This window comes from Ignavibacteria bacterium (assembly GCA_013177855.1).
Taxonomy (GTDB): domain Bacteria; phylum Bacteroidota; class Ignavibacteria; order Ch128b; family Ch128b; genus Ch128b.
On sequence record JABLYA010000001.1, the window covers coordinates 2,112,348 to 2,139,062 of the forward strand.

The following is a 26,715-nucleotide window of genomic DNA, read 5'->3' on the forward strand; positions in this document are numbered from 1 at the left end:
TCTGGTTTGGTTATGGTAAAACTTATTCCCAAAATTTATATCCGAAAAGATTTAAAAGACTTACTTCTGGACGAAAATGTAAAGGTTTTAGATGATGGAAGTATTTCAATTCCCGATAACTTCACATCAAGACTCCTTTCACTTAAAGTCAAGGAAGTTTATGGAAAAAATATCATGCCAGCGAGATTATACTCGCTCGCTTTACTCAATTCAATTTTTGATTATGTAATTGAAAAATATGATTCACAGGAAAATCCCAACTCGATTAGTGCAGCACTTGAAGAAGTACAGAAAAATTTTAAGACCGAAGATTTTGAAAACTTTATAGGTTATTTTAATTCAATCTTTCCTGATAAGAAGATTTTGCTGAAAGAAATCTCAATTTCTCAATTCATAGAAGCACTAAGTCAGAATAATGATTTCAAAAAAACGCATACAAAAAATCAGATATTAATTTATCTTTCAAACTTAAATCCTGCTGTTGACGATATAAAATTTCTCTTTGATCACTCTGAGATAAAAGAAAAAACTATTTATGAAAAGTCAAACCAAATACTTGAAGAATTTTTCAGAAAACAAAAACCTCTCGAAAAAGTCAATAAACCTTTGCTTGATTTTCTAAAAGAACCAATCAAGTTCAATCCTTACGATCTTGAAGCACAGCTGCAATTTATAAAAGAACATTGGGCACCAATTCTACCAGAAGAATTTCTTATTCTAATTCTGAAAAGCATCGATTTTATAAAAGAGGATTCTAAAATTTTTCAATTTGGATTTGGCGGTCCAGGAGAAACAAAAGTTCCAACATTCTCAATTGAAGAATTATTGGGTTTTGGAGATAAGTTTTCAGGATTGTTAATTCCATTAAATCCACCAGAAATAGAAAAATTTACACCCGATATTGATTGGATGCCTAAAGTCGTTTTACTCGCTAAAAGCACTTATGTATGGCTGTATCAATTGTCAAAAAAATATAATCGAGAAATTAAAAGATTAGACCAAATTCCTGATGAAGAACTTGATTTGATTGCTTCATATAATTTCAATGCATTATGGTTGATAGGAATCTGGGAAAGAAGTTCCGCTTCGAGAAAAATTAAAGTCCTTGCAGGAAATCCAGAAGCTTTGGCATCGGCTTATTCAATTTATGATTATGTCATAGCTCAAGATCTTGGCGGTGAAGAAGCTTATCAGATTTTGAATCAAAAATGTTTAAGCAGAGGAATTCGACTTGCCTGTGATATCGTTCCAAATCATATGGGAATTTATTCAAAATGGATAATTGAGCATACAGATTATTTCATTCAAACTGATAAAAGCCCATTTCCTTCTTATTCTTTTACTGGTCCAGATTTGAGTGATCATCCAGATTATCAAATTCGAATCGAGGATAAATACTGGACAAGGCAGGATGCAGCTGTTGTTTTTCAGTTGATCGAAAATAAAACAGGAAGGGTAAGATACATTTATCACGGCAATGATGGGACAAGTATGCCCTGGAACGATACTGCTCAATTAAATTTGCTTTTACCTGAAGTTCGTGAAGCACTTTACCAATTAATTCTTGATGTAAGTAAAAAATTTTCTATCATTCGTCTTGATGCAGCAATGACTTTGACACAAAAACATTATCAAAGATTATGGTTTCCTGTACCTGGAACAGGCGGATCAATTCCTTCTCGTTCCGACTTTTCGATGACAACAGATGAATTCTTAAAACATTATCCCAAAGAATTCTGGCGTGAAGTGGTCGATAGAATTAATATTGACAAACCCGATACATTACTTTTAGCCGAGGCTTTCTGGTTAATGGAAGGTTATTTTGTCAGAACTCTTGGAATGCATCGTGTTTACAACAGCGCCTTTATGAATATGCTTAAGAATGAAGAAAATTATAAGTATAGAAAACTCGTAACAAATACTCTTGAATTTAATCCTGAGATATTAAAACGATATGTTAATTTTCTAAGCAATCCCGATGAAGAAACAGCTATAAATCAATTTGGTGATGGAGATAAATATTTTGGTTGTGCTGTGATGATGGTAACAATGCCCGGACTTCCAATGTTTACTCATGGTCAGATTGAAGGATTAAGAGAAAAATATGGTCATGAGTATTCAAAAGCTTATTACGATGAAAAACCGAACGAATATTTAATTGAAAGACATAAACGAGAAATCTTCCCCTTAATGAAGAAAAGATATTTGTTCAGTCAGGTCGAAAATTTTGAATTTTATGATTTTAAAAGTTTCGATGGCAGAGTAATAGAAGATGTTTTTGCCTATTCAAATCGATCGGGGAATGAGAGAGCGCTGGTTTTTTATAATAATTGTTTTAATACTTATGAGGGATACATTGACATAAGTTGTTCAAAAAATTATGGTTCAAGTGAAGATGTGTCGCAAAAAAAACTTGCAAGAAAAAATCTCGGTGAAGCTCTCGGTCTAATAAATTCGCATAAACATTTTTATATTTTTAGAGAAGCAAGAACAAATCTTGAATTTTTAAGAAGAGGCAGTGATTTCTTTGAAAACAAATTCCAACTTAAAATAAAAGGTTATGAATATTTTGTTTTTATGGATTTCGTTGAAGTTTACGACTCAACAGGCGAACTTAATGAACTTTACTATGCATTAAACTATAATGGCGTTCCTTCAATTCAAAAAGAGTTGATGTCTTTAAGATCAAATAAAATCGCACTTGAACTTACAGATCTATTCAATAGAAAAAAATTTGAAATCGTCCTAAAAGAATTTGAAAACGAAGAGACAATTCAATCATTTTTGGGAGATTTAAGAAATATAAATCGTGCTTCATCAAGTCTTAAGCTTGATCACACCAGTTTTGAAATTAATTTTATTATAGAACTCAGAACGATTATAGAATTATTAAGAAATCTTAATAAGCTGGAAAAAAGAAAAGCTAAGCCCAAATGGTTAGTAAATTTACTTGAAACTGGTTTGGCTTATGATAGAATTAAAGATTGGCTGTATCTATATTTTGTGGCTTTAATAATTAATTTGATTCAAAAAAGCTCGAATCTCGATAAAGCCTTTTTACAAATTCTTATTGATGCACTCAAAAAGATGATTTCAGAAAAATCGGAAATTCAAAACAAAATTGACTTGCTTTCAATCATAATTCTTAGAAGCGAAAATTTTGAAATCATAGATTCAAAAAATTCAGGCTTCCAAAAATTAATTTTCAATGAATTAAAATCTCTACTTAATGAAGAAAGAGTTAAAGAATTTCTTGGATTGAATAAATATCAGAACGAAGTTTATTTCAGGAAGGAAAGTTTTGAAGAGTTAATCTACCATCTAAATTTAATTTATCTTCTGGCAAAAATAAGGTATCATCAAAAATCCAGGATATCAAAAAAATCAAGCTTAAGGATTACAGAATTTATCAAAGAAATTAAGGAAATGAGTGCGGTTGGGAAAAAACTTGCAGAACTTTCAAATAAGTGCAATTACAAGTTCAATGCTTTGGTTGAAAAACTTACCTTTTTAACAGACACGACTAATTGATAAAACTTTAATATTTATCTAATTTTGAAAAAATTAACAAAACAATGGAGAAATCAATGAATAGATATTTCATTTTAGTTTTCGCAACACTTTTTATGTGGTTGACATTCAGTGCCTATCAATGTGCCTCAACCGAAATCACAAGCGCCCGTCTTTATATTCAACAGAAAAACTACGATAAAGCTGAGGAAGTTTTGAAGAAAGAAGTCACAAAAAATCCTCAAAGTGAAGAAGGCTGGTATCTTACTGGTTTCGTAAAACATGAAAAGAGAGATTATAAAGGGATGCTTGAGGCATTTAATCAGGCATTAAAAATTGGAAAGAAGTATGAGAGAGAAATCAATCAACTGCTTAAAGCAAGCTGGGCTGAAAACTTTAATGATGGAGTAAATTACTTCAATGCAGCCAATAGAAGCCAAAGTCCCGATACAGTAAAAATCTTGCGACAAAAAGCGATTAACGCATTTGAAACTGCAATTATGATGCAGCCAGATAGTAACGATACATATCGAAATCTTGTATTTGTTTATTTAAGCGCGGGTGATCTTGAAGGTTCATTAGAACCAACAAAAAGATGGGTTGACAAAGTAAAATCATTGGAAAGTTATCAGTTTATTACTGAACTCTACTACACAAAAGCTGAACAGCAATGGAATAAGTATTTAACTTCAAAAAATCCTGAAGATTCCGTTAAAGCAATTGAGTTATATCAAACTACTGAAAAGTATGCAACAGAAGGCTTGGATAAATATAAAAATGATGGAACACTAAATTCATTCTTGTTTAATACTTATATTTCACTCGGCAAAAAAGATCTTGCTCTTTCAAAAGCAAAAGCGGCAGTTGAAGCTAACCCAAATGATAAATTCGCTAACTATAATGCCGGCACTATGCTTCTTGAAGCTAAGGAATATGAAGAAGCTGTAAAATATTTCAAAAAAGCTCTGGAAATTGATCCCAATTATGAAAATGCAATTTATAACATAGCTGCTTGTTACATTAATTGGGGAATTCAGGTCAGAGAAAAAGAGGAAGAGACTAACTCAACTGAAAGAACTTATAAGAAATATTTTGAAAACGCCAAAACATATCTTGAAAAATTAGTTGAGCTTGCACCTAATGATTACAAGACCTGGGAAAGGCTCGGTCAGGTTTATGCTGTTTTAGGAATGAAAGAGAAAGCAGAAGCAGCATTTAATAAGGCAGATGAACTTAGAAAATAAAAGGTGAGATAATGAGTGAAATTAATCAACAGCCGCCACAGCAATTGAGCATTGAACTTGGTGAGAAGGAAGCTGAAGGAATTTATTCAAATCTCGCAATCATTACTCATTCACCTTCTGAATTTATTATAGATTTCACACGAGTAATGCCTGGAGTTCCCAAAGCAAAAGTTTATGCTCGAATTATTACGAATCCACAGCATGCAAAAATGTTTTTGATGGCTTTGAAAGAGAACATTGAAAAATATGAAAAGAAGTATGGTGTAATTAAAATAGAACCGCAACAGTCGGGTGGAACTTTTGGATTTACTCCTCCTGTTAAAGACGATAAAGTTAATTAATCGAAAGGGGGGAATTTCCTCCCTTTCAATATATGGTTAAATTTTGCCAAATTAAGTTTGTTCGGTTGGAGAGAGTTGTGTGGTTAACTTGATAAAAATAAAATTTTATAGTAAACGGGAAAATTCTTTAATTAATGAAAATACTGATCGAGATAATAAAAAGAATTTTGACCCTAGCGGTCATTATTTTAGCTTTACCAATTTTACTTCTTCTCTCATTCCTTTCATTTCTTGATACAGGTAAATTCCCAATTTTCGTTCAAGAGCGAGGATTAACATTAAATAAATACAGATTTAAACTTTTTAAAATCAGAACAATCAGAAATTTCCCACCAAAACACTTTGTAAAATCTGAATCTATATTGAAAAAAAGAGATTTGATTAATTATGTAAGTTCATACGGAAGTTTTTTAAGAAAAACTGGTTTAGATGAACTGCCTCAATTATTCAACATCCTATTAGGACAAATGAATTTCTTCGGACCTCGTGCATTAAGCATTGATGATCTTCAATTAATCAAAAAGAATTTTCCTGAGCTTTATGAAAGAAGAGAAAAAATAAATTCAAAACCTGGATTACTCGGTTTGTGGCAGGTGAATAAGGACATTCAATGCTCAATTCCTCACTTAATTGAACTCGATGAAGAATTCGATCGCACCAATTCGCTTAAAATGAAATTTAAAATTTTATCAAGAGCAATTGTAATAATTCTTTTTGGATATCATATTGATTCAATTGTCAATGGTGATCGACTTAAAGTATATCCACTGATTATTTACGCAACAATAATTTCAAGTCTGCTGCTGATTTTCTTTGTTATTATAAAAATAGGAGGTTGAAAATTGGGCATTTCACAAACCATTCACTCAATTAAAAATAATATAATACAGGTATCAAATAATACTTTTATAACAAGTGTAGAATTACCAGAAAATTATTGGAGCTTAACCTTGAGTCAAAAAGAAATAAGAAATGTAGAGGAAAGTGATTTAGATAGTGAAATGCAAAATTCTAATCAAAACAATTTATATTTTTTTAGTTTGGATAATCCAGTTTCTAGAAAAAGCGAAGCAAAGGATAATTTTTTGCGACCAAGAAGTGATTGGGACATTAAACAGGGAGATTACATTGTAAAACCGAAAAAAATAAAACGAAAACTTATCAAAAAACAGGAATTAAAAAGTTTTATATCTGGGTTTTGGTACATAATTTTTTCACTATTCGTTACCTACATCATAATGAATTTTTTGACTAAAATAGATTAAGCGGCTCTCACACAAGCTTGAGCTTATGTGCGAAAAGACCTTCACAAACTTTAATTGATATTCTTTAATTAAATATTTAACTTTAATTAGAAATAAAAAATAATAGTGAGGGTCGCCATGAAAAAATTAGTTTTATCCTTCCTGATACTTTTTGCTTTAAGTTATATCTCGAAAGCCCAGACTCAAGATACAATCACTGTAAGATTATACGTTGTTCAGGGCTTACAGAATATTATTGAAGTTGCAAGTGGAACAGTAGTAGAAGGACAGGAATACATAATTCCAGCCGCAACTCTAAGTCCTCCATTTAATTCTTACCAATATTATTATGATGCGATTGTAGGTTCAAAATTTTACATTGAGGACGGGGGTATCGATCATAATATATTAATAAGAATTTTATTGGAATTTCCACCTCAAATTCCATGGATAATTGATGGAAAGCGTGTCTGGTTTTTCGCAACTTTTGAGGTTGATGGAGTGGTTGGACAGGATTTCTATTTCCTGAATGATAAAGCAGCTGTACTTGAGATACCAAGAACTCCTACGTTTGATCAAATGATTCAGCAACTTGGTTTTACTCCAGGTTCACATTGGTTGTTTACTTATTACAAACAGGGTGTTGGATTTGTAAATCTGGATATTTCTACAATAAATCAAAATGATAAAGTAATTTGTAAGTTAAGACATTTTTCAGAAGTTGCTGGAAGTACTCAATCTGAATTAAGTGTTGATGAATTTGTTTCGAATGTAGTTCCATCGGTATTTGAATTAAAGCAGAACTATCCAAATCCATTTAATCCAACTACCACCATCGAATATTCAGTTCCGCAGAAGAGTTATATTAAACTGAATGTTTATAATTTATTGGGCAAGAAAGTCGCAACTTTGGTTGATGGTATTAGAGAGAAGGGATTATATCGTTATCATTTCGATGCTTCAAATCTACCTGGTGGAGTTTATTTTTATAGACTTGAGACTGAACAAACTGTCTTAACGAAAAAAATGGTTTTGATTAAGTAATTAGTTTTGTATTCTTAAAGTAAATTAAGGTACGATTGAAAGGAAAATATTTTTATGAAGAAATTATTTATAACTTTCGTTGTAATTCTTCCCTTTACCATTATCGCTTGTATTGACCAGATTAAAGAACCAGTAATGCCGAGCTGGGATGTTGAGCTCAATTTACCAATTGGTTCAAAGAAATTTACAATTGAAGATATTGCAAAAAGACAGGAACAAATTGAAATTAGCCCAGCTCGGACTTTAAAATTTTTAACCGATCCAGTCGAAGCCGATACTTCTCTTTCTTTTCTTTTTAGTAATACATTTGATATGCAGGCAGATACTTCTTTCCCCGTGATTGGGACATCTATTCAATTTAATATGATTGCAGGAAGAGACTCCGTTAGAATGGATAGCGCAGAAATTCAGGATGGTGAAGTTAAATATAGGATGAAAAACAACAATTCTTTCCCTGTCTCAGTTAGTTTTACTTTTCCGGGATTTACTAGAGTAACTGGCGGAACAATTGACACTTTCAAAATTCAAGCTGATCTTGCTGCAAATCAATCCGTTGAAGTTACAACACCGATTTCCAATTACAAATACAAGCAGCCGCCAAATCAACCATTTGGTTCTACAAGACCGGGCGTTTGGATAATTGGTAAATTATCATCATCAGTTATTGGATTTGGACAAACTGTCGAAATTAATTTTCAACTGGAAAATTTAAAGTTCAGAAGTTTTTCGGGCAGAGTTAAACCTTTCGATCTTGGTTCAAGAGCTCAGCAACTTGAGAACGCTTTGAGTGGTGAACTTAAAGATTTCATTAAAGCTGTAACTTTTAATCAAGCTTTTCTTAAGCTTACAACTTCTACAACATTTCGAGGTTTTGATGTTTTATTGAAAGATTTACAAATCGTTGGAAGATACAAAGATGGATCTCCACCTGTTTATTTGCTCTTCGATGGAAGCAACAGCAAAAATATTTTAATTCCAGCAGGACAAACTCAAACCGAAATACTTTCTACTTTAAATACAAACATTAATCAATTTATTAAAGCCACACCTGATTCTATTGAAGTAAAAGCAAAGTTGATTATGAATCCTGAATACAAACAGGGCTCGGTTAATACAGCTGATAAAATTTCATTTAAGGCAGAATTTGAAGCTTATTCGCAAATGAAAGTTGAAAATGCAGTTGTAACAGATACTTCCGAATTAGATTGGGACCAAGAAACAAAGGATAAAATTAGTCAAAGCAATGAAGCAAGTCTAAATATTGAGTTTTCAAATGCTTTGCCTTTTGATATTCAATTCGTTGGATATTTTATGGACAGGAACAAGAACAAGCTCTTTTACTTTACAAGACAGCTTGGAACAGGTGCAGCAAACGATACAGTGATTAATCTCCAAAGTGCAGCTGTAAACACATATGGTGAAGTCTCTGCACCAACGAAATCAACAATTAATATTACTTTGAATAAGACAGATTTTGAAAAATTTAAGAATGCAGCGTATATGGTTCAAAGATTTCGAATAAATTCTGCACAGAATCAATCCGTTATTCTCAAAGCGGATGATTATGTAAACGTTAAAGTTTTTGGAAGAATTAACTACAGAGTGAAAGAACAATAGGTGGTTTTAAAATGAAAAAAATAATCTTTTTATCTATTCTGATTTTTATTTCTCACACGATTTTTGCTCAGTCTTCAGGTTCTTTTGGTTATACTGATGCTAAAAGTGCTGGACTAGCTCTAACTTATGCTTCAAATGCTCTGGGTGTAGATGCGATTGGAATAAATCCAGCAAATCTTGCATTAAATGATATTTCAAAATTTTCAATGAAGACACTTTTCCCGCTTCCTCCGATTTCACTTAGTCTAACGACTCCGCTTTCAGTTGAAAAATACAATTACTTTTTCGGAGGAGTGGATGATGGAACTGGAAATACTGTCGGAAGATACCTGACGCAATCAGATAAAGATGAATTAAATCAACTTCTGGGCGAAAGCGATTTAGTCTTTAATACACAAATCAATTATCTATCTTTTGCAATTAATGTAAATGAAAAAGTAGGTGGATTCGGTTTCGCTTTTGTGGATCGAATGGGAAGTAATCTTCGTCTTTCCAAGGTTTTTACAGATTTAATTTTTTCAGGTCTTTATCCAATGAAAATTTATTCTTTCAGCGATATGGATATAAAGCTTAGTTATACAAGGGAAATATCTTTGAGCTATGGCAGAAAAATTCTGGAATTTGATAATAAATTTATTCAAAGTCTTTATGGTGGAGTAGCAATTAAATTTGTTAGAGGTTATTATTACTTGAACACTGCAAAAAATAATTCTTATTTCAAGCTTGATAATGATAATGTAATTCGCGGGAAATGGGACTATGAGATTTATCACGCTCTATCACCATCATTTGCAAAAAATTATGGAAAGGATAGTATCGTCTCGGTAGATAATTATTCTTTTTCACCTTTCCCTGATCCAGCTGGAAGCGGAACCGGATTTGATCTCGGTTTAACAGCAATCTTAAATAATCAAATGCGCGTTTCTCTTGCGATAACTGATATTGGAAGTATAACCTGGGATCAAAATCAAGCAATTATTAAAGGCAGTGGTGATTTTACTTTTGAAGGTTATTCAACAAAAGAACAGATTGATTCACTTAAAGATAAGTTCAAACAGGTTACATCAGATTTAAGAACATCATTTACAACAAGTTTACCAACAGCTTTACGACTTGGAGTTTCCTACAGATTGGATCAAGCTCCGTTTATCAATAAATTTCCAGGTCGAATGCTCATAAGTTTTGATTACAATCAAGGTTTTAATAATGAAATAGGTAATACAACAAAACCGAGATTTTCTCTTGGAATAGATTGGAAGCCTGGAAATTGGATACCAACACTACGAACTGGTATCTCGCTTGGAGGGAAATTCGGTTTTCGCTGGGGATTTGGATTAGGAATTATGGCTGGTCCGTTTGATTTTAATTTTGCAACCTCCAATTTTGAGTCTATTTTAAGTCAGAACACTGCAACAAAACTTAATCTATTTTTTGATACGAAATGGAGATTTTAAAATTTAATAAGAGGTTTCTATTATTAGCGATTAATCTTTCCTTAATATTTATTGCTTGCTCAGAGAAAGCAAAGGATATATTTAACCCAACTTTTCAAAATCAGATTGAGTTTAGTTTATCCGATAAAATTTACAAAATGGAAGAGGTTGTTAAAAGACAATCTCAAATTAAAGTTGATTCAGGTAAATATTTACTTAAATTTTCTACTGATGAAATAAGAAAAGATACGACAATAGATGCTTTTAATGCCGATTTCTTTGAAATGGATGTCGATACAATGTTTTATGTTTTAATAAGCGATACAATTGACACTCAGATGATTATTAGAAGAGATTCAGTAGGTGTTCAGGAAGCTGATTTAGCTTCGGGATATCTTCAACTTAGATTTATTAATTATACAAATAAGCCTGCCTTCTTTGAATTAACACTACCAGGTTTCACAAAGACTACCGGGCAAACTATTGATACATTAAAAATTGGTGGACTAATATCAGCTAATACAACTGAAAATTTTGAAAGGGATTTGAGCGGTTTTCAATACAAACAACCAGCAAATCAACCTTTTGGAACAACAAGGCCGGGGTTCTGGCTTAAAGGTAAAATATTTTTGCAAGGCGGTACTTTTGGTGATAGTGTCAGAGTTTATTCTCATGTACAGGATATCAAATTCAATCGAATAAAAGGTAGATTTAAACCTTTTTCTCTGGGAGTTAAAGATCAAACTTTGAAAAATGCATTAAGCTCAGATATTTCGGAGTTTATTTCAAAAGTAACTTTTGATTCGATTCGAGTGAAGATGGTTGGAATGACAACTTTAAATTTCCCAGTCAGACTCACTGATTTTAGAGTGAAAGGAATTTTTTCTTCTGGCAAACCGCCAATCTCTCTCAAATTTGGAAATAGAGATTATCTTGATACGACAATTTTCAGTAATGGTCAGATTGTATTGAACTTTGATAATACCAATACTAATATAAACACATTTCTTTCAGCGGTCCCAGACTCAATTAATATTAGTAGTGTAATGATTCTGAATCCAAATTATGAAAGCGGGGAAGTCTATGCTAATGATTCAATCTCTTTTTCATTCCAGGTAGATGCGTGGTCAAGATTTGCAGTGAATCAAGCTGAGTGGACAGATACTTTTGATATCGATATAAGCAATGATGCGCGAGAAAAAATGAAAAAAGCGGAAGAAGGCAGAATTGTGATTTACTCTACCAATGAGGTTCCTTTTGAAACAAATCTTGTTGGTCTTGTTACGGACTCGCTTTTTAATCCGCTTTTTTATTTAACCAAAGATGAAGTTACGCATAATGATACGATGGTGACTTTAAATGGTGCAATTACAAATCCTCAAGGGGAAGTAATTTCACCAGCCTATCAAACAGTAGTTATAAATTTATCGAAAGATGAAATTGAAAAACTTAGTCGAGGATATAAATTATTGCAACGTTTTTCTCTGTCTACAACGGAGGGCAGAATTGCAGAAGTAAGTGCAAAATCCAAAATGTCTCTAAGAATTTCGGGAAGAATAAAAATTCAATTAACAAGCGATGATTTCTAAAATCAGATTTTTAATTGTAATCTTATTCACTTTTTTAATTTTTGGTTGTATTGAAAAAATTAAATCCCCAGTGATGCCTATTTGGGATATATCCTATCATATTCCAGTTGTAAACAGGACTGAGACGGTAATTGATCGGATTAAAGGTGAGAAAGGAATTTTTGTTGATTCAACACAAAATCTTGTATTGAAATTTGATTCTTCTGATGTAGAAACAAAATCATTAGATGAAATTTTTTCTGACAATATCAAGTACGATGATGAATTTTCTATCTATCCACAAAATGTTGACACTTTAATATTTGAATCATTTGTGTATGATGACTCAGTTTCGCTTGATGAATTTCATCTTTACAAAGGCACCTTAAAATATAAGGTCGAGAATAGACTAGATAAAAAAGTTAATCTCAATATTACAATACCTGGTTTTACAAAAACTGTTTCTGGCTCAATCGACACTTTAAAGTTTGAAATGGTCGTTAATCCGAAAAGTTCGAATGAGAAAACGATCGATTTGAAAAATTATCATTATAAATTTATTCAAAGTCCGTTGGGTGGATCAAACTATGGATTTTATATCAAAGGCTATGCAAAAATTGACGCTGGTTATTCGGGAGACTCAATAAAAACCAGAGTTCAAATTGATAATCTCGGCTTTAATTATCTCAAGGGAAAGGTTAAACCTTACAAAGATACAATTAAACCCAAAACAGAATATCTCGATATAGATCAGGATGTAAAAGATATTCTGCCTAAAATTCAAATCTATGGAGCAAAAATTATTTTAACTCCAAATACTACAACACGTAATCTTGAAGTTCGACTGAAAAATTTTCAAGTTATTGGGACATTCAAAACTTCATCACAGAAAAAATATCTAAAAATTAAAAATCAATCTGTCATCGATACAATAATTTCACTTGATCAGCCATCAATTGAATTTAATATTGATGACATTGCAATTAACGAATTTTTAAGTCCGCAGGTACCTGATTCAATCTCTTACAGCGGAGAAATTATTGTCAACCCAAATTATAAAACGATTGATATCAATTTACCAGATTCTATAAAATTTGATGTGAGAATGGTTGGTTATTCAATTTTTAGAATTGATAATGCAAGCAGAATTGATACAGTAGATATCGATCTAAAAGATGAGGATAAAGATCAATTAGATAAAATTAAAGGTGCAAGCCTTGTGCTTGATATCGATAATGGATTACCCATCGGTTTTAAGTTAACTGGATACTTACTTGACTCGCTTAATAATAAGTTGCTTTATTTTACAAGAGAAAAAGGGACAGGAGAAATTTCAGATACAGTTTTTTCAATTACTCCCGCTTTAATCGATAACGAAGGAAAGGTTATTCAATCAGTTTCTCAAAAGAAAGTTCTCTCATTAAATAAAGATGAAATTGAGAAGCTTAAGAAGATGAAGAAAGCAGTCATCAATGTGCTTGTCTCAACTACGAATGGTCAGAGGGTTATGCTTCGTGCAAGTGATAAAATTAGATTGAAATTAACTTCAAGTTTGAGTTACAGAGTTGGTGAATAATTTTTACTTTCTCACTCTTACAATATTTACAATTGCAAAAATTGAAAATACAATATTTGCGAACCACGCTGTAAGAATTGGATTCATCAATCCATTTTTCCCAAAAGATTGACTTATTTTCATAAATGCGAGATAAATAAAAGTAAAGAACAAGTTCATTCCAAATTGAAAAGCTACCGTTCCGCTTCTTTTATCAGCTGAAAAAGGTAATCCGAAAAGAATTACTATTAAATTAGCAAACGCAAATGCAATTAAGGAATGAAAATCAATCTCGAGTTTTGTAGTATCATTTCCGCTTCTTCTTTGAGCGTCTATAACCTGTCTGATTTCAGTCAAAGTCATTTCTTCGATTCTTTTTTGCTTAATTAAGATGTCCTCAGGCCTGAACTGTAAATTATTAAATTCAAGGTTAGTGTGATAAACAATCTTATTTGTTGTATCTGAGGTAAAATGGTTTTCAATTACATCAATTCCAATCCATTTTTGTTTTGTTGAATCCCATTGCAGTTTTTCGCATTTATATCTTCTAATCAGTCGAGTTGGATTGTTATCATCCGTTAAAACAATTCCTGCTCTTGAGATGATCTGTGAAGATTGATCATAAAAACCAATGTTTACAAATCTGTTTTCTCCATCTTGAAAAAAGATATTTGCCCCTATGTAAGTCAGGTTCTTCTTCATGTATTTTTGTTCGATTTCCAATTTTTTGGCATTTGATTGCGGCACTACCCAGCCAGAGAAATAAATTGCAAAGAGCGAGATTACGAAACCGATTACTATAAATGGATACATAAATCTGTAAAGACTTATCCCGCTGGCTTTAATTGCAGTTAATTCATTGAAGTTGTTTAATTTACCAACTGTGAATAAGCAGGCAAGCAGTATAGACACAGGTAAAATCAAACGAATTATTTCAGGTAAGAAATAAAAATAATAAGCAATGATTATATTTTGAGGGACTTGCTGATCGATGAAGTCATCAAGGTTTTCCATTAGATCAACGATAACAAAGATCAATACAAAGGTCATTACACCGAACAAGATAGATAGAATAAATTGTCGAAGTAAATAATTATCTAAAATTTTCACTTTCATTGATAAACATTCTCTTCAGTTGGCGGGAAGAATGACTTTGGTAAGTATTTTTTCAGGAATGAAAAGTCAATCATAATTTGTTCTTTGTTCATTCTGTAAGTCAGGAAAATCCCAAGTGCTCCAATAATAAAATTTGCCATCCACATTCCTAAAAAAGGATTTAAGAGGCGTCTATCTGCTAATTTTTCACCTCCAATTAAACAAATCCAATAAACTAAAAAGAAAAATAAACTTATACTTGCAGCAACACCAAAACTTCCTTTTCTTGTTAAAACACCAAGAGGCGCACCAACAAGAACGAAAACAATACAAGCGAAGGGAATAGCGTATTTCTTATGAATCTCAACTTCATATTTATAAATTTCTGACTCAAAATATTCTATTCTGCTGTCAAAGTTCATTACATTAGTTAAGAATGATCTTGCAGAATTCAAAGCAAAATAGTTTGGATTTCGAGATGGAGAAGCAGTAGCAGGATTTGATGTCGTTTCAAAGTCTCCAAAAATATTTTGATTAAAACTTTTGATATTGGTTCTAAATTCATTAATCACTTCAGTTTTCAATACACTTAGACTATCAACAATTTTTTGCATATCTCCAGCACTGAGTTCACGATCCCCTCTCGGAAGTCCAGGACCGCTCTGTTCAAATGTGAATTGAGATGCATCGAGGGCAATTTTGTGTTTTCTGAAGTAAATTCTTCTGTAAGATTGATTTGTCCCACTCACTTCTTGATGAATAACGCCGTCCTCCATATCGAACAGCATTTTTTTGTTGTCGGGAGTGAAATAAATGTTAGCTTTTTTAGCCGTAATGATATTTATATTAAATGGATTAGTGTAATCATAAATCAGAACATCGTAAATCTCATTAGTAGTTTTACTCACTCTCCTTGCCATAATTGAATAATTTGGAATTTGATTTGAAAATACATTTGCTTCGAGTTTCAAGGTTGGTTTAGTTCTGCTTATATCATACATCAAAGTTTTTGCTTTGTAATTTGTCTCAGGAAGCACTGCATTGTTAAACCAGATAAGAAAAACACAAAGTAAAGTTCCAACAATAAATGCTGGAACCATTAATCGAATAAGACTTACACCGGAAGATTTTAAGATTGTAAATTCATTATCCTGGGTTAGTGAGCCATAAGCCATTAATACCATTCCGAGAGCACCCATTGGAATTGCAAGCACGAGCATCCAGGCAAGATTGTAAACAATTAATTTAATAATAATGTCTGCACTAAGTCCCTTACCAATTAGATTGTCAGCTGTTTTCATCAAAAACTGTAACAGGAAAACAAACATTATTGTAAATGACCCAAATGCAAATGGGCCAATCAACTTTCTAATTATGTAACGATCTATAATCATAATTCAAAATAAAGAATGATTGATAATCTCACAAAGAAAGAATATATAGAATATAAAAAATTAGCCAGAATGTTCTGGCTAATTTATGTCGGTTGAGATAGTTTGGTAAAGTTAATGAACACTATCTTCCTGTTTTATCAGGTATCGTTTAATTTTTTGTGTTGTGGTTTTCTCGAATTCTTGTTCTTGAATTCTAATCACACGAACTTGTTTGTAGATTGGAAGTTCTTTGTTTAATTCTCTTACTTCCTTGTTTAGAATTTCTTCAATTAGTTCCTTTGTAACTTCTTTACCAGTTTTCTGTGAATATTCAATGAATTCTTCTGCGTTTGGAACAAGAATGGCTCCAATTGTCTCGTCACCATTAATATCTTTTGCAGCGTAGACAACACATTCAAGAATAAAAGGACTTCGTTTCAAATGATCTTCAATTTCTTCAGGGAAAATATTTTTCCCGGTTTTCGTTACGATCACATTCTTTTTCCTTCCAGTGATGTGTAAAAATCCGTCTTTATCGAAGTAACCATAATCACCAGTGTAGAACCAGCCGTCTTTCAGAACTTCTTCAGTTGCTTTTGGATTTTTATAATAACCGAGCATTACATTTGGACCTTTTGCAACAACTTCACCTCTGCCTTCTTCGTCTGGATTTTCTATTCTAATTTGAACTGAAGGAAGGGGAAGTCCGGCAGCATCATCTTTAAATTTTCGAAGTCTATTTAAAGCTAAAATCGGTGAGGTTTCTGTCAAACCATATCCTTGAATAAAATTAAATCCAAAGCTTCTCATTCCTTTGGCAACTTCTGGATTTGGAGCCGCACCTCCTACAATAAAGATCCTTATTGAGCCGCCAAACTTTTTATGAATTTCTTTGAAGATTTTTTTCCTCAATCCTTCAATTCCAAAATTTTCAATCAAGGAGACAGCAGTCTTTAAAGTAGGGACTAAAATTGATTTTAGTTTATCTTCCTCAATTGCTTTTGTGATTCTTTTATAAACTTTTTCATAGAGCAATGGAACACCAAGTAAAATTGTTGCTTTAACTTTTTGAATATCTTCAACAACAGTTTTCAGAGATCTTGCGTAGTGTACCGAACAACCTGCAGAGACAGGACAGAGGAATCCACAAGTGCATTCATAAGTATGATGAATTGGTAAAACTGATAAAAATCTATCTTCGGGATAAAGTTCTACCATTGATCGCATATCAATAATATTTGAACAAATATTGTATTGTGAAAGCATTACACCTTTAGCGCTGCCCATCGTACCTGATGTAAAAATTAAGGCAGACATTTCTTTTGGATTGATAGGCGGGAAGTCATCTTTACCCTCTTCAAATTTTTGCTTTTGAATTAATTCCATCATCGAAAGAATGCCTTCGCTTTCTTCCTCTAAATCCATATCTATGTAAAAGTCAAGTCCTTTGATAGTTTTCTTATACTCTAAAAAGATCTCTCTATAATTTTCTGAGAATATAACAGCTTTCGCATCTGATTGATGTAAGATAGTTAATATTTCATTTTCTTTTAGATTTCGGTCAATTGGAACAACTACATAATTAAAAGTAGTAATTGCCAGGTAAGAAATTCCCCATTGAACTCGATTCTCACCAATTAACGCAATATGAGTTCTTTCTTTTAATCCAAGCTTGCGAAGAGCTTTACCAAATCTGATTACATATTCGTAAAGTTCTCGGTAAGTAACTCTGTTTATCGGGGTATTGTTTAAATCTTCTAAAGCGATTTTATTTTGAAATTTTGTGAAGGATTGCTTTAACATTTCCTGAAAGGATTCAAATTTTTGAACGGGATAAAGAGGATAGTCTTCGAGTAGATTTTTCATTTTTTGATCTCCCTATAATTTTTTGGTGGGCTGCTTTTGATTTGTCTTTTTATTTATCAACTCTCTTTCACCTTCAAGCTTTGTGGGCGCAGTAGGATTCGAACCTACGACCTTACGCGTGTGAAGCGTACGCTCTGGACCAACTGAGCTATGCGCCCTTATTTTCAAATTTTCAAAAACCGTTTGCAATTTAATTATTTGAGCAATTTTTATAAATCTCTTATATCAAAGAACAAAAAGCCGGTAGTAGATTAATTTTATGAATTCGGAAAAAGTAGTTGAAAGCCCCGAGTCTGTTTTCCACCAGGTTTCTTTCGTAATTCCAAGCTCCGCCGGTATCGTCGCAATTTCTACACCTGAATTTTCAAAAGCTTTCTCAAATGCAAGTTTACTTCTATATGAATGATAAGATTCACTTATTAAGATTATTCTTTTGTATCCTTTTGATTTTAAATGTTGAAAAACCTGACTTGCAAGATTTAATGTAATAGGATCTTTTGGCTCGATAGGAATTTTTTTGAAAAGTGATGTATCGGGTGAATATTCATAGATATATAAATTGATAATTTTATCGATATACTTTGGAACTTCACCTCCCGCATAAAATTTACCTGGTTCATATTTGAAATGGGTTATGTAAATGTCTTTGACCAATTTTTTTTGAAAAAGTGAATCAGCAATTCTGATCATTGTGGATTGTGGTTTTGTCCAGCATTCAATGACTACCGCATCATATTGACCTTGAATTTTATCTTCGGCAACTAAAATACTATGAAAAGACTGAAGTAACCAGTTTCCAGCAAGAAAATAAATCAATCCAACTATAAAAATTACAGTAAAAATTCTTCCTGCACAGGATTTAGGAACTATTCTCATTTCAAATTCCGTTTATTTGCAAGATAAATCAGTTGTTGGAAACTTGAAATCTCAAACTAAGTTTAATCATTCAAGTTTGATAAAACATTTAAGGTTAACTAAATTGTATAACAAAATGAGGATTGAAAGATGAATACAATAAAAACAGTTTTCTTGATGACTTTGATGATGATGCTCTTTCTTCTTGTAGGTGGACTACTTGGAGGAAGAGACGGGCTTGTTATCGCATTTATATTTTCACTTGGAATGAACTTTTTTTCTTACTGGTTCTCGGATAAAATCGTCCTTGCAATGTATGGTGCAAAAGAGATAACAGAAAGAGAAGCTCCGCAATTATATCGATTGGTAAGAAAACTTACACAAAATGCCGGCTTACCAATGCCAAAAGTATATGTTATTGATAATCCAAATCCGAATGCTTTTGCAACTGGCAGAAATCCACAAAATGCTGCAGTTGCTGTGACAACTGGAATTTTAAGAATTCTAAATGACGATGAACTTGAAGGTGTACTTGCCCACGAATTAGCTCACATTAAACATCGGGATATTTTGCTTGCAACCATAGTCGCTACTTTTGTCGGTACAATTACTTTTATTTCAAGAATGGCAGGCTGGACAATGATGTTTGCTGGTGGAAATAGGGATAGAGAAGATAGTGGAAATGTTATTGCCTCACTTGTCCTGTTAATTGTTGCACCAATTGCAGCTGTAATATTGCAACTTGCAATAAGCAGAGCAAGAGAATTTATGGCAGATGAAGGTGGAGCAAGAATTTCGGGGAAACCATTGTCTTTAGCTTCTGCTTTAAGTAAACTCGAACAGGCAGCCCAAATGGTTCCAATGCAGAATGCAAACCCTTCAACTGCACATTTATTTATAGTTAATCCTTTGAGAGGTGGAGGAATTGCAAAATTATTCTCAACTCATCCACCGATTGAAGAAAGAATTAAACGTCTGCAATTAATTGCTCAGGGTCGAATTTAATTTATTAGCTTAATGAAGATTTATTTTTTGTTAATATTCTTTTTGTTGAAAAATTTTGTCTTTGCTCAGGTTAATGATGATTTTCAAGTCCTGAACCGGCTTATTGAAAAATCTCTGATCCCGGTTCAGGATTTTTTTATTGCTGATTCAATAAAAAGTGCGAAAGTACAAATCTATTCATCTGAGCCAAAATTAAATGATTTAATTAGATTTCATCTGTTGAAAAATATTGATGAACAACCTAATTCGATTTATTCAATGGAGGTTTTAGTAAATAAGTACGAAGTTGTTCTACCAGAAGTTGTTTCTTATCCATTATTTGGTGAAGAGAAAATACAAAGAAAAAGCAGTCTTGATGTATCTTATCTTATTTCTAAAAATGGAGTAAAGATTAAGAATTTTAATTTTAGCGAGACCATTACCGATACACTAACAATTTCTCAGATTTCTGATGAAATATCACCAAAATCGTTAAAACTGCCTCAGGTACCGTTTTATAGAAAAATTATTGAGCCGGCTATAATTTCGACAGCAACGGGAATTATTGTGTATCTTTTCTTTATAACGAGAAGCAAGTAAACTTAGTTTTTAACTCGAATTAAATTTAAATTTGTATAATGAAAACGATTAAAATTTTATTAATTATTTTACTAACTCAAATCTTAATAAGTTGTTCAGGTTCAAAGGACTTATCTTCACTGAGTTCAGAGGAAAGATTTCTTCTTGCAAAGCAAAAATTCGATAAGAAGGATTATCTGGAAGCAATCTCTGATTTTGAAAGCATTATAATTCAATACTCTGGAACGGGAATAGTGGATGATGCGCAATACTATCTTGCTTACTCCTATTTCAAGAGAGAAGAATTCATTAAGTCAGCGTATGAATTCAGTAAGTTGATAAGAGATTATCCGACAAGCGAGTATGTGAAAGATGCTCAGTTTATGCTGGCAGAATCTTATTATAATCTTTCACCTCACTACTCACTCGATCAACGATTTACTGAAAAAGCGATTGAAGAATATCAAGCTTTTATTGATTTCTTTCCAGATGATCCAAGAAAATCAATAGCTGAGCAAAAGATAAGAGAACTTAACGATAAACTTGCTAAGAAAATCTTCGAAACCGCTGAACAATATCGTCGGATGAAATACATAAAATCGGCGATGATTTATTATGATCTTTTGCTTGAGAAATATCCGGATAGTAAGTATTCATCTCAAGCACTTTACACAAAAATTAAATTGTTAGTTGAAAGGTCGCGAAACAAAGAAGCTCTGGATGAAGCTAAAAGATATCTTCAGAGATTTCCAAACGGAGAGTATGCAAAAGAAATTCAAAAAATAATAAGTGAGCTTCAAAAAGGTTGAATATGAAAGAGATCATCGAAGAGGGTAGACCTTTTAAATATGTTTCCGAGTCTGAAACAATAATGACAGAGCTTGTTCTGCCAAACGATACAAATCAGCTTGGAAATTTGCTCGGTGGTCGCTTGATGCATTGGATTGATATTTGTGCTGCAACTGCAGCTGCAAGACATTCTAATAAAGTATGTGTAACTGCCTCTGTTGATAAAATTGATTTTCATCATCCAATAAAGCTTGGTGAACTTGTAATTTTGAAAGCCTCAGTCAATCGAGTCTTTAATACCTCGATGGAAGTTGGCGTTAAAGTTTATGCTGAAAATATAAAAACAGGTGAAATCAAACACACAAATTCTGCTTATCTGACTTTTGTCAGTCTTGATGAAAATGGTAAACCATGCCTTGCACCTCTTGTTAAACCTGTAACAGATGACCAAAAACGAAGATATGAACAGGCTCTCATTCGTAGAGGATACAGAATCGAACAGGCAAAAAAGAAGTAGATTACTGTTCTTGATCAGCCTTTCGATATTGTTGATCCCATTAAATGCTCTACCTCAAATTGAAAGAAATTTTGAAAAATTTTCTTTAAATGGATTTGGCAGATATATTTTCATAGACGATAAATTAAAACTCGTTTCGATTCTAACTTATGATTTTGATGGTGACGGAATAATAGATATTGGCGGACTCGATGAAAGCGGGAAAAACTTTTTCGTTTATTATGGCAAGGGGTCGAATGAATTTTCAACACCTGTTAAATACTCTCTTTCAAAAAGTTATTCTGGATTTTTGGTTAAAAAATTGAGAATTGATGGAAGGACAAATTTAATTTTATACTCAAGATTAGAAGGACAGATAAGTATCTATTCTTTTTATGGTAGAAATATCTCTCGTTCTGCAAATATTACAGTCGATTGTTGTTTTTTTAATGTTGACGCAGTTAACCTGGATAACACACCTGAATTAGAATTGGTAATCTACGGCTCTAATTTTAGGGGATTGGGAATTTTGTCATTTAGAAATTTTTACAATTACACATACAAAAAAATCGGCGAAGATATTTTTAAGAATTTGTTGGCGATTAATCTAAACGCAGATAATAAAATTGATTTTGTCGGATATAATCCGATCTCACGAGAACTTATTTTACTTCGAAATAATTCTTTATTTAATTATTCAAGATTTGTCTATAAAAAATTTGATATTCAAATTGATGAAATCCTTGAAGGAAATTTCGATGATGATTTTTTGAGTGATGTTGCACTAATCTCAAATCAATCTAAAAATTTATTTATACTCTACGGAAATGGAATTGGAAGTTATTCTAACCAAAATAGTTATAGATTGATTTCAAATTACTCCTCAACAATTGTTTTTGATTACAATCGTGATCTTATTGATGAATTTGTAGTTTACGATAAATTCAGTAAAAAATTAATCCTAAAAAGTCTGGGTGATAATAATAATTTAAAATCTCTTCCTTTAATTGAAATAGAAAACTTGTATTCAATGAATATTTACAGAACAACTACCACAAAGGGAGTTGTAGTTTCATCAAGTCAGGGTTTATTCTTAATTGTCCAATCGAATCTAAATTTTAAATCACAAAAGTTCGCTGTTTCCTCAAATCCTGTTGATTTGCAGACTTTTCGTGCCTCAAACGAGCTATATCCAAAGATAATCTTCATCGATAGAGAAAATTTGAAGTTAAATATCTTAAATCGAAATGAATTTAACTCCCCGCAAGATTTATATTCTATACCTATCAGTTATAAGTATGAGAGATTAAAAATACTTTATGAAAGTGATAATGAACTTCATATAGTTTGTTATAAACCGATGATTTATAACTTTGACTATTTTGTTATCAAACTTAATGAGGGTAAATATTTTAGGGAAATTATCACGGTTGGCGGGTTAATAAAAGAAATTAATCCTGAACCATCTCAAACCGTAAAATTTTTATTAAACATAATTGTCCAGAATAAGAATGAATTGCGGGTTATTGTTTTAAAACCATTTGATGTGAATAAAATTCTTTTGAATGAGAAATTAATTTCTCTGGATTTTCTTGATTTTGCTTATGATTATCAAAACAGATCGTTATTTACAATCAATCGTGATGGAAGTAATATTACTCTGAAAAAAATAAATTTTGATCAAAGTTTCAGGAATTCAGAAATTAGAGATATAATGAAAATAAAAGATGAGAATTACTTCTCAGCTTCACTTTCAGTTTGCGAAAATTTTAAAAATGAAAGATTTCTATATTTAAATCTTTCTAACCAGAATCAGAGCAAGATTTTAATAATAAATGCTGAAAAGCATTCTCAAAATTTTGTAATTGAAAAAGTTTTGATTGAAGATAAAAGTAGTTGTAAATGTAAAGAACGAATGAATTACTCGATTAAGGATTTCACTTATTTTAATTCAATCTCAAAAGATATTGAGGTTATACAATTTAGTGGAAGAGGCAAACCTGTAAATCTGCCTGTGAAGAGTTTACCGCTTTACAGCAGTTATGCAATTGATTATTCGCTCAAGAGAAGAGCTGAGATTGTTTATATTTCAAATTATTCAATAATAAATATTGAACAGATTAACTTATGAAGATGATTTTAGCTGTTGCGACTTTATTGTTCAATTGGAACTTAATGGCTCACAATCATTTAGATGAACAATTTATTCCTTCTGACTCAAATTACATTGCCTATTTGAGAATTAAAGGATTATTAGGCGAAGAATACAACTCTTACATAACTGATCATAAATGCGGATTCCATTTAATTAATTCTGTAAAATCAAACATTGATAAATTTACACCCGATAAAAGGGAAAAGATACAATCAGTAATGCAAAGACCAGTCAAACAAACATTCATTATCTCACCGAGCGGAAAATTCAAAATTCATTTTGATACAACTGGTATTCACGCTGTTCAGTATTCTGTGACGGAAATTGCCAAAGCAATTGATTCGGTTTATAATTTTGAAGTACTTTATATGGGTTTCCCCCCGGCTCCAGCAGATAACGGTGTGGGCGGAGATAATAGATATGATATTTATATTCACAACATTAGTCCATTATACGGTTATACTGAATTTGAAAATTCAATTGGCGCTGATAGATACACATCATTTATGGTGATTGATAATTCCTATCACGAAAGTGATTATTACACAAAAGGAATCGATGCAGCAAGGGTAACTCTTGCTCACGAGTATCATCACGCAATTCAAATTGGAAATTACCGTTACGCTAATAATGATGTGTGGTTTTACGAATTAACTTCGACCTCGATGGAAGAGTTTGTCTTTGATTCTATAAATGATTACTACGCATATATGCCAACTTTCTTCAGTCGTCCAGATAAAATCTTTACAGGTTTTGATGGTTACTCGCAGGCTGTTTGGAATATTTATCTTCATAAGATTTTTGATTATGACTTCACAATTTTTGTTCGTCAATGGGAATTGATGCGAGTTTATCCAGCTTTGGAGTGTGTTCGAAAGTCGATTGAGGAAAGAGGAAAATCTTTCAAAAGTGTGTTTTCGCAATTTTATCTTTATAATTATTACACTGGTTACAGATCAATTCCGAATAAGTATTATGAGGAGGGTTCGAATTATCCGCTCGTTAGATTTAATTACTCAATTCAGTTCATTCAACCAGGCAGGACAATTAATGGAAATTCTCAGGCTTGTGCGGCAAATTATTATGTCATCGTAGATTCAATTTTGAAATTACCTTTTCAGCCTGATACAATAGTCGTAATTTTGGTAAATGTAAATGTAGACTCGGCTCTTAATTGGTCAGGACTTTCGCGATTATTTAATTATACTTTGAGAATTTCAAGCTCTCAATCAGATCAAAACTTTAAAAAAATATCGACAAATTTATTCACAAAGTTTGAAGTAACTGATCCAGCAAATTGGAATGATATTTACATTGTAAATGATACAACATCTGCGACCGTGATAAAAGAAGCAGCAAGTTATGCTTTCCCAATGCCGGCAAATCTGAATAAACATCGTTTCATTAATATTCCTGTACCGAAAGATTGGACTGGTGAACTTGATCTTTACATATATTCAGCAGGGATGAATTTAATTTATAATTCAAAAAAAATTCCTCAACTGTTTGATGATCGTTTGGTTGTTCAATGGAATGGGATTAACAATTCGAATGAAAAAACATCTTCAGGTGTATATTTTTATTTTTTAATTAATGGTGAAAATCAATCACTTGGAAAAATCTTAATAATCAATGAATAAAGTTGAATTAAGAGTCAAAGAGCTTAAAAAGACTTTTAATAATCGTCTTGTATTTAATAAACTAAATTTTGAATTAGATTCAGGCGATAAGTTAGTTGTAACTGGAAGAAATGGTTCCGGGAAATCTACACTTATCAAAATTCTTGCAGGTGTACTGACTGAGTCGGGTGGAAAAATTGAATACTTAATAAATGATAAAAAAATTGATCGAGAGAATTTTTATCAAATTGTTGGACTTGTTTCACCTTATCTTGTAGTTTATGAAGAATTTACAGCTTTTGAAAATTTGAGCTTGTTCTCAAAGATCAGAGGATTAAAAACTTCTGACGAAGAAATTAATGAGATACTAAACAGAGTGGGACTTTTTGAAAGAAGAAATGATCTTGTCAGAACATATTCATCGGGAATGAAGCAAAGGATTAAATATGCTTCGGCAATTTTGCACAATCCTCTGGTGCTTTTACTCGATGAACCAACTTCAAATCTTGATATTGAAGGTAAAAATTTTGTTGATGAATTAGTCTCTAATTTCAGAAAAGACGGAATTGTTATTGTTGCAACAAATGAAACTCAAGACTTTAAATACGGTGAAAAGATTATAAACTTAGATGAGTACAAAAATCTCAATACTAGAATATGAAAAAAGTGTTTTATATTTTTTATAAAGACTTCTCATCTGAATTAAGAATGCGTTTTGCCATAAATGCGTTGATTATGTTTGTTGTAGTTGCAGTTAGTACGATCTTATTTGCAATTGGCAGCGAACGAGCACCTCAAAATGTTTATGCGGGAATGTTTTGGGTTGTTGTTTTCTTCTCGGCAATGTCAGGGCTTTCTCGCGCTTTTGTATCTGAAGAGGAAAGAGGAACAAATTTGATTCTTTCTTTAATCGCAAGTCCAATAACTATCTTCCTTGGAAAATTTTTCTTTAATCTTATTTTGATCTTTTTCATTAATTCAATCATTGCATTTTTGTATCTAACATTGTTTCAAGACTTTATAATTCAAAACTGGAACAGCTTTTTACTTGCTTTCATTTTGGGGAATATTGGAATTGCAGGTTCTTCCACAATAATTGCAGCTATTATTTCAAAAGCAAATGTTAAAGGAACACTTTATCCTGTTCTGGCATTTCCTGTATTGCTTCCTTTGGTTTTAATGTTAATTGAAATAACAAAATCTTCAATGGAAGGAAATCCAATAGGCGAAGTTAACGCAGAGTTTATGGTTCTCATTTCGTACGATGTTGTGATGCTTACAGCTTCGATACTGGTTTTTGACATAATTTGGAGGGATTAAATCTTTCATTGATTAAATTAATCATTAC

General features: G+C 32.1%; 22 protein-coding genes and 1 tRNA gene. 18 read left to right on the plus strand and 5 right to left on the minus strand.

The genetic code is table 11. The annotated features are described in order from the left end of the window. Positions 1-12: 12 nt before the first annotated feature. The 10 genes from HPY57_08815 (at position 13) to HPY57_08860 (ending at position 13,577) form a co-directional block, all read left to right on the plus strand. Positions 13-3,531, plus strand: a complete 3,519-nt coding sequence (locus HPY57_08815) for an alpha-amylase (protein NPV11876.1) — start codon at positions 13-15, stop codon at positions 3,529-3,531. Between the two features lie 56 nt (positions 3,532-3,587). Further along, positions 3,588-4,754, plus strand: coding sequence for a tetratricopeptide repeat protein (locus tag HPY57_08820; protein ID NPV11877.1), 1,167 nt, complete (start codon positions 3,588-3,590; stop codon positions 4,752-4,754). 11 nt (positions 4,755-4,765) lie between these two features. Further along, positions 4,766-5,095 (plus strand): DUF3467 domain-containing protein, encoded by a 330-nt coding sequence (locus HPY57_08825; protein ID NPV11878.1) that lies wholly within the window; start codon positions 4,766-4,768, stop codon positions 5,093-5,095. 134 nt (positions 5,096-5,229) lie between these two features. Next, positions 5,230-5,934 carry a hypothetical protein gene (locus HPY57_08830; protein NPV11879.1) on the plus strand — a complete coding sequence of 235 codons (705 nt, stop codon included), beginning with the start codon at positions 5,230-5,232 and terminating at the stop codon, positions 5,932-5,934. A 111-nt stretch (positions 5,935-6,045) separates the two neighbouring features. Continuing rightward, positions 6,046-6,360 (plus strand): hypothetical protein, encoded by a 315-nt coding sequence (locus tag HPY57_08835; GenBank protein ID NPV11880.1) that lies wholly within the window; start codon positions 6,046-6,048, stop codon positions 6,358-6,360. Between the two features lie 117 nt (positions 6,361-6,477). Next, on the plus strand, positions 6,478-7,383 hold the full coding sequence (locus HPY57_08840) for a T9SS type A sorting domain-containing protein (protein NPV11881.1): 906 nt from the start codon (positions 6,478-6,480) through the stop codon (positions 7,381-7,383). Positions 7,384-7,437: 54 nt separating this feature from the next. Next, the gene (locus HPY57_08845; GenBank protein NPV11882.1) at positions 7,438-9,000 is read left to right on the plus strand and encodes a hypothetical protein; all 1,563 of its coding nucleotides are present in this window, start codon (positions 7,438-7,440) and stop codon (positions 8,998-9,000) included. 11 nt (positions 9,001-9,011) lie between these two features. Continuing rightward, on the plus strand, positions 9,012-10,454 hold the full coding sequence (locus HPY57_08850; GenBank protein ID NPV11883.1) for a hypothetical protein: 1,443 nt from the start codon (positions 9,012-9,014) through the stop codon (positions 10,452-10,454). 137 nt (positions 10,455-10,591) lie between these two features. After that, complete coding sequence (locus tag HPY57_08855) at positions 10,592-12,022, plus strand: hypothetical protein (GenBank protein NPV11884.1); 1,431 nt, start codon at positions 10,592-10,594, stop codon at positions 12,020-12,022. Positions 12,023-12,095: 73 nt separating this feature from the next. After that, positions 12,096-13,577 (plus strand): hypothetical protein, encoded by a 1,482-nt coding sequence (locus HPY57_08860; GenBank protein NPV11885.1) that lies wholly within the window; start codon positions 12,096-12,098, stop codon positions 13,575-13,577. Positions 13,578-13,580: 3 nt separating this feature from the next. Here HPY57_08860 and HPY57_08865 read toward each other — a convergent pair whose 3' ends face one another. From HPY57_08865 to HPY57_08885, 5 genes are all read right to left on the minus strand, one after another. Continuing rightward, positions 13,581-14,672: a YjgP/YjgQ family permease gene (locus tag HPY57_08865; GenBank protein NPV11886.1), complete on the minus strand. Its 1,092-nt coding sequence runs from the start codon at positions 14,670-14,672 to the stop codon at positions 13,581-13,583. Further along, positions 14,669-16,045, minus strand: a complete 1,377-nt coding sequence (locus HPY57_08870; GenBank protein NPV11887.1) for a YjgP/YjgQ family permease — start codon at positions 16,043-16,045, stop codon at positions 14,669-14,671. The genes HPY57_08865 and HPY57_08870 overlap by 4 nt, the downstream gene beginning before the upstream one ends. Before the next feature lie 111 nt (positions 16,046-16,156). Continuing rightward, on the minus strand, positions 16,157-17,890 hold the full coding sequence (locus tag HPY57_08875) for an AMP-binding protein (GenBank protein ID NPV11888.1): 1,734 nt from the start codon (positions 17,888-17,890) through the stop codon (positions 16,157-16,159). 83 nt (positions 17,891-17,973) lie between these two features. Beyond that, positions 17,974-18,048 (minus strand) — tRNA-Val (locus HPY57_08880). A 67-nt stretch (positions 18,049-18,115) separates the two neighbouring features. Next, positions 18,116-18,766, minus strand: a complete 651-nt coding sequence (locus HPY57_08885; GenBank protein NPV11889.1) for a hypothetical protein — start codon at positions 18,764-18,766, stop codon at positions 18,116-18,118. 129 nt (positions 18,767-18,895) lie between these two features. On the opposite strand from HPY57_08885, the gene htpX reads away from it, so the two are divergent. Genes htpX through HPY57_08925 form a run of 8 tightly spaced genes read left to right on the plus strand, consistent with a single transcriptional unit; the run spans position 18,896 to position 26,687 of the window. After that, a complete protein-coding gene (gene htpX, locus HPY57_08890; GenBank protein ID NPV11890.1) occupies positions 18,896-19,750 on the plus strand; it encodes a zinc metalloprotease HtpX in 855 nt (284 codons plus the stop codon). 12 nt (positions 19,751-19,762) lie between these two features. Then, the gene (locus HPY57_08895) at positions 19,763-20,329 is read left to right on the plus strand and encodes a hypothetical protein (protein NPV11891.1); all 567 of its coding nucleotides are present in this window, start codon (positions 19,763-19,765) and stop codon (positions 20,327-20,329) included. 38 nt (positions 20,330-20,367) lie between these two features. After that, positions 20,368-21,117, plus strand: a complete 750-nt coding sequence (bamD, locus tag HPY57_08900) for an outer membrane protein assembly factor BamD (protein ID NPV11892.1) — start codon at positions 20,368-20,370, stop codon at positions 21,115-21,117. Positions 21,118-21,119: 2 nt separating this feature from the next. After that, positions 21,120-21,614, plus strand: a complete 495-nt coding sequence (locus HPY57_08905; protein ID NPV11893.1) for an acyl-CoA thioesterase — start codon at positions 21,120-21,122, stop codon at positions 21,612-21,614. Beyond that, positions 21,559-23,724 (plus strand): VCBS repeat-containing protein, encoded by a 2,166-nt coding sequence (locus HPY57_08910; protein NPV11894.1) that lies wholly within the window; start codon positions 21,559-21,561, stop codon positions 23,722-23,724. Before HPY57_08905 ends, HPY57_08910 begins: the two co-directional genes overlap by 56 nt. Beyond that, positions 23,721-25,388 (plus strand): hypothetical protein, encoded by a 1,668-nt coding sequence (locus tag HPY57_08915; GenBank protein ID NPV11895.1) that lies wholly within the window; start codon positions 23,721-23,723, stop codon positions 25,386-25,388. The genes HPY57_08910 and HPY57_08915 overlap by 4 nt, the downstream gene beginning before the upstream one ends. Further along, a complete protein-coding gene (locus HPY57_08920; GenBank protein NPV11896.1) occupies positions 25,381-26,028 on the plus strand; it encodes an ABC transporter ATP-binding protein in 648 nt (215 codons plus the stop codon). Before HPY57_08915 ends, HPY57_08920 begins: the two co-directional genes overlap by 8 nt. Further along, positions 26,025-26,687, plus strand: coding sequence for an ABC transporter permease (locus HPY57_08925; GenBank protein ID NPV11897.1), 663 nt, complete (start codon positions 26,025-26,027; stop codon positions 26,685-26,687). The genes HPY57_08920 and HPY57_08925 overlap by 4 nt, the downstream gene beginning before the upstream one ends. Positions 26,688-26,715 lie beyond the last annotated feature (28 nt).

Excerpts from the sequence above, each read along its gene's own strand:
- HPY57_08815 (NPV11876.1), top strand. The coding sequence starts at position 13 with ATGGTAAAACTTATTCCCAAAATTTATATCCGAAAAGATTTAAAAGAC.
- HPY57_08925 (NPV11897.1), top strand. The coding sequence starts at position 26,025 with ATGAAAAAAGTGTTTTATATTTTTTATAAAGACTTCTCATCTGAATTA.
- HPY57_08855 (NPV11884.1), top strand. The coding sequence starts at position 10,592 with ATGGAAGAGGTTGTTAAAAGACAATCTCAAATTAAAGTTGATTCAGGT.
- HPY57_08860 (NPV11885.1), top strand. The coding sequence starts at position 12,096 with ATGCCTATTTGGGATATATCCTATCATATTCCAGTTGTAAACAGGACT.
- HPY57_08820 (NPV11877.1), top strand. The coding sequence starts at position 3,588 with ATGAATAGATATTTCATTTTAGTTTTCGCAACACTTTTTATGTGGTTG.
- HPY57_08895 (NPV11891.1), top strand. The coding sequence starts at position 19,763 with ATGAAGATTTATTTTTTGTTAATATTCTTTTTGTTGAAAAATTTTGTC.
- HPY57_08825 (NPV11878.1), top strand. The coding sequence starts at position 4,766 with ATGAGTGAAATTAATCAACAGCCGCCACAGCAATTGAGCATTGAACTT.
- bamD (NPV11892.1), top strand. The coding sequence starts at position 20,368 with ATGAAAACGATTAAAATTTTATTAATTATTTTACTAACTCAAATCTTA.
- HPY57_08840 (NPV11881.1), top strand. The coding sequence starts at position 6,478 with ATGAAAAAATTAGTTTTATCCTTCCTGATACTTTTTGCTTTAAGTTAT.
- htpX (NPV11890.1), top strand. The coding sequence starts at position 18,896 with ATGAATACAATAAAAACAGTTTTCTTGATGACTTTGATGATGATGCTC.
- HPY57_08915 (NPV11895.1), top strand. The coding sequence starts at position 23,721 with ATGAAGATGATTTTAGCTGTTGCGACTTTATTGTTCAATTGGAACTTA.
- HPY57_08850 (NPV11883.1), top strand. The coding sequence starts at position 9,012 with ATGAAAAAAATAATCTTTTTATCTATTCTGATTTTTATTTCTCACACG.
- HPY57_08845 (NPV11882.1), top strand. The coding sequence starts at position 7,438 with ATGAAGAAATTATTTATAACTTTCGTTGTAATTCTTCCCTTTACCATT.
- HPY57_08910 (NPV11894.1), top strand. The coding sequence starts at position 21,559 with ATGAACAGGCTCTCATTCGTAGAGGATACAGAATCGAACAGGCAAAAA.
- HPY57_08920 (NPV11896.1), top strand. The coding sequence starts at position 25,381 with ATGAATAAAGTTGAATTAAGAGTCAAAGAGCTTAAAAAGACTTTTAAT.
- HPY57_08875 (NPV11888.1), bottom strand. The coding sequence starts at position 17,890 with ATGAAAAATCTACTCGAAGACTATCCTCTTTATCCCGTTCAAAAATTT.
- HPY57_08905 (NPV11893.1), top strand. The coding sequence starts at position 21,120 with ATGAAAGAGATCATCGAAGAGGGTAGACCTTTTAAATATGTTTCCGAG.
- HPY57_08865 (NPV11886.1), bottom strand. The coding sequence starts at position 14,672 with ATGAAAGTGAAAATTTTAGATAATTATTTACTTCGACAATTTATTCTA.
- HPY57_08885 (NPV11889.1), bottom strand. The coding sequence starts at position 18,766 with ATGAGAATAGTTCCTAAATCCTGTGCAGGAAGAATTTTTACTGTAATT.
- HPY57_08870 (NPV11887.1), bottom strand. The coding sequence starts at position 16,045 with ATGATTATAGATCGTTACATAATTAGAAAGTTGATTGGCCCATTTGCA.
- HPY57_08830 (NPV11879.1), top strand. The coding sequence starts at position 5,230 with ATGAAAATACTGATCGAGATAATAAAAAGAATTTTGACCCTAGCGGTC.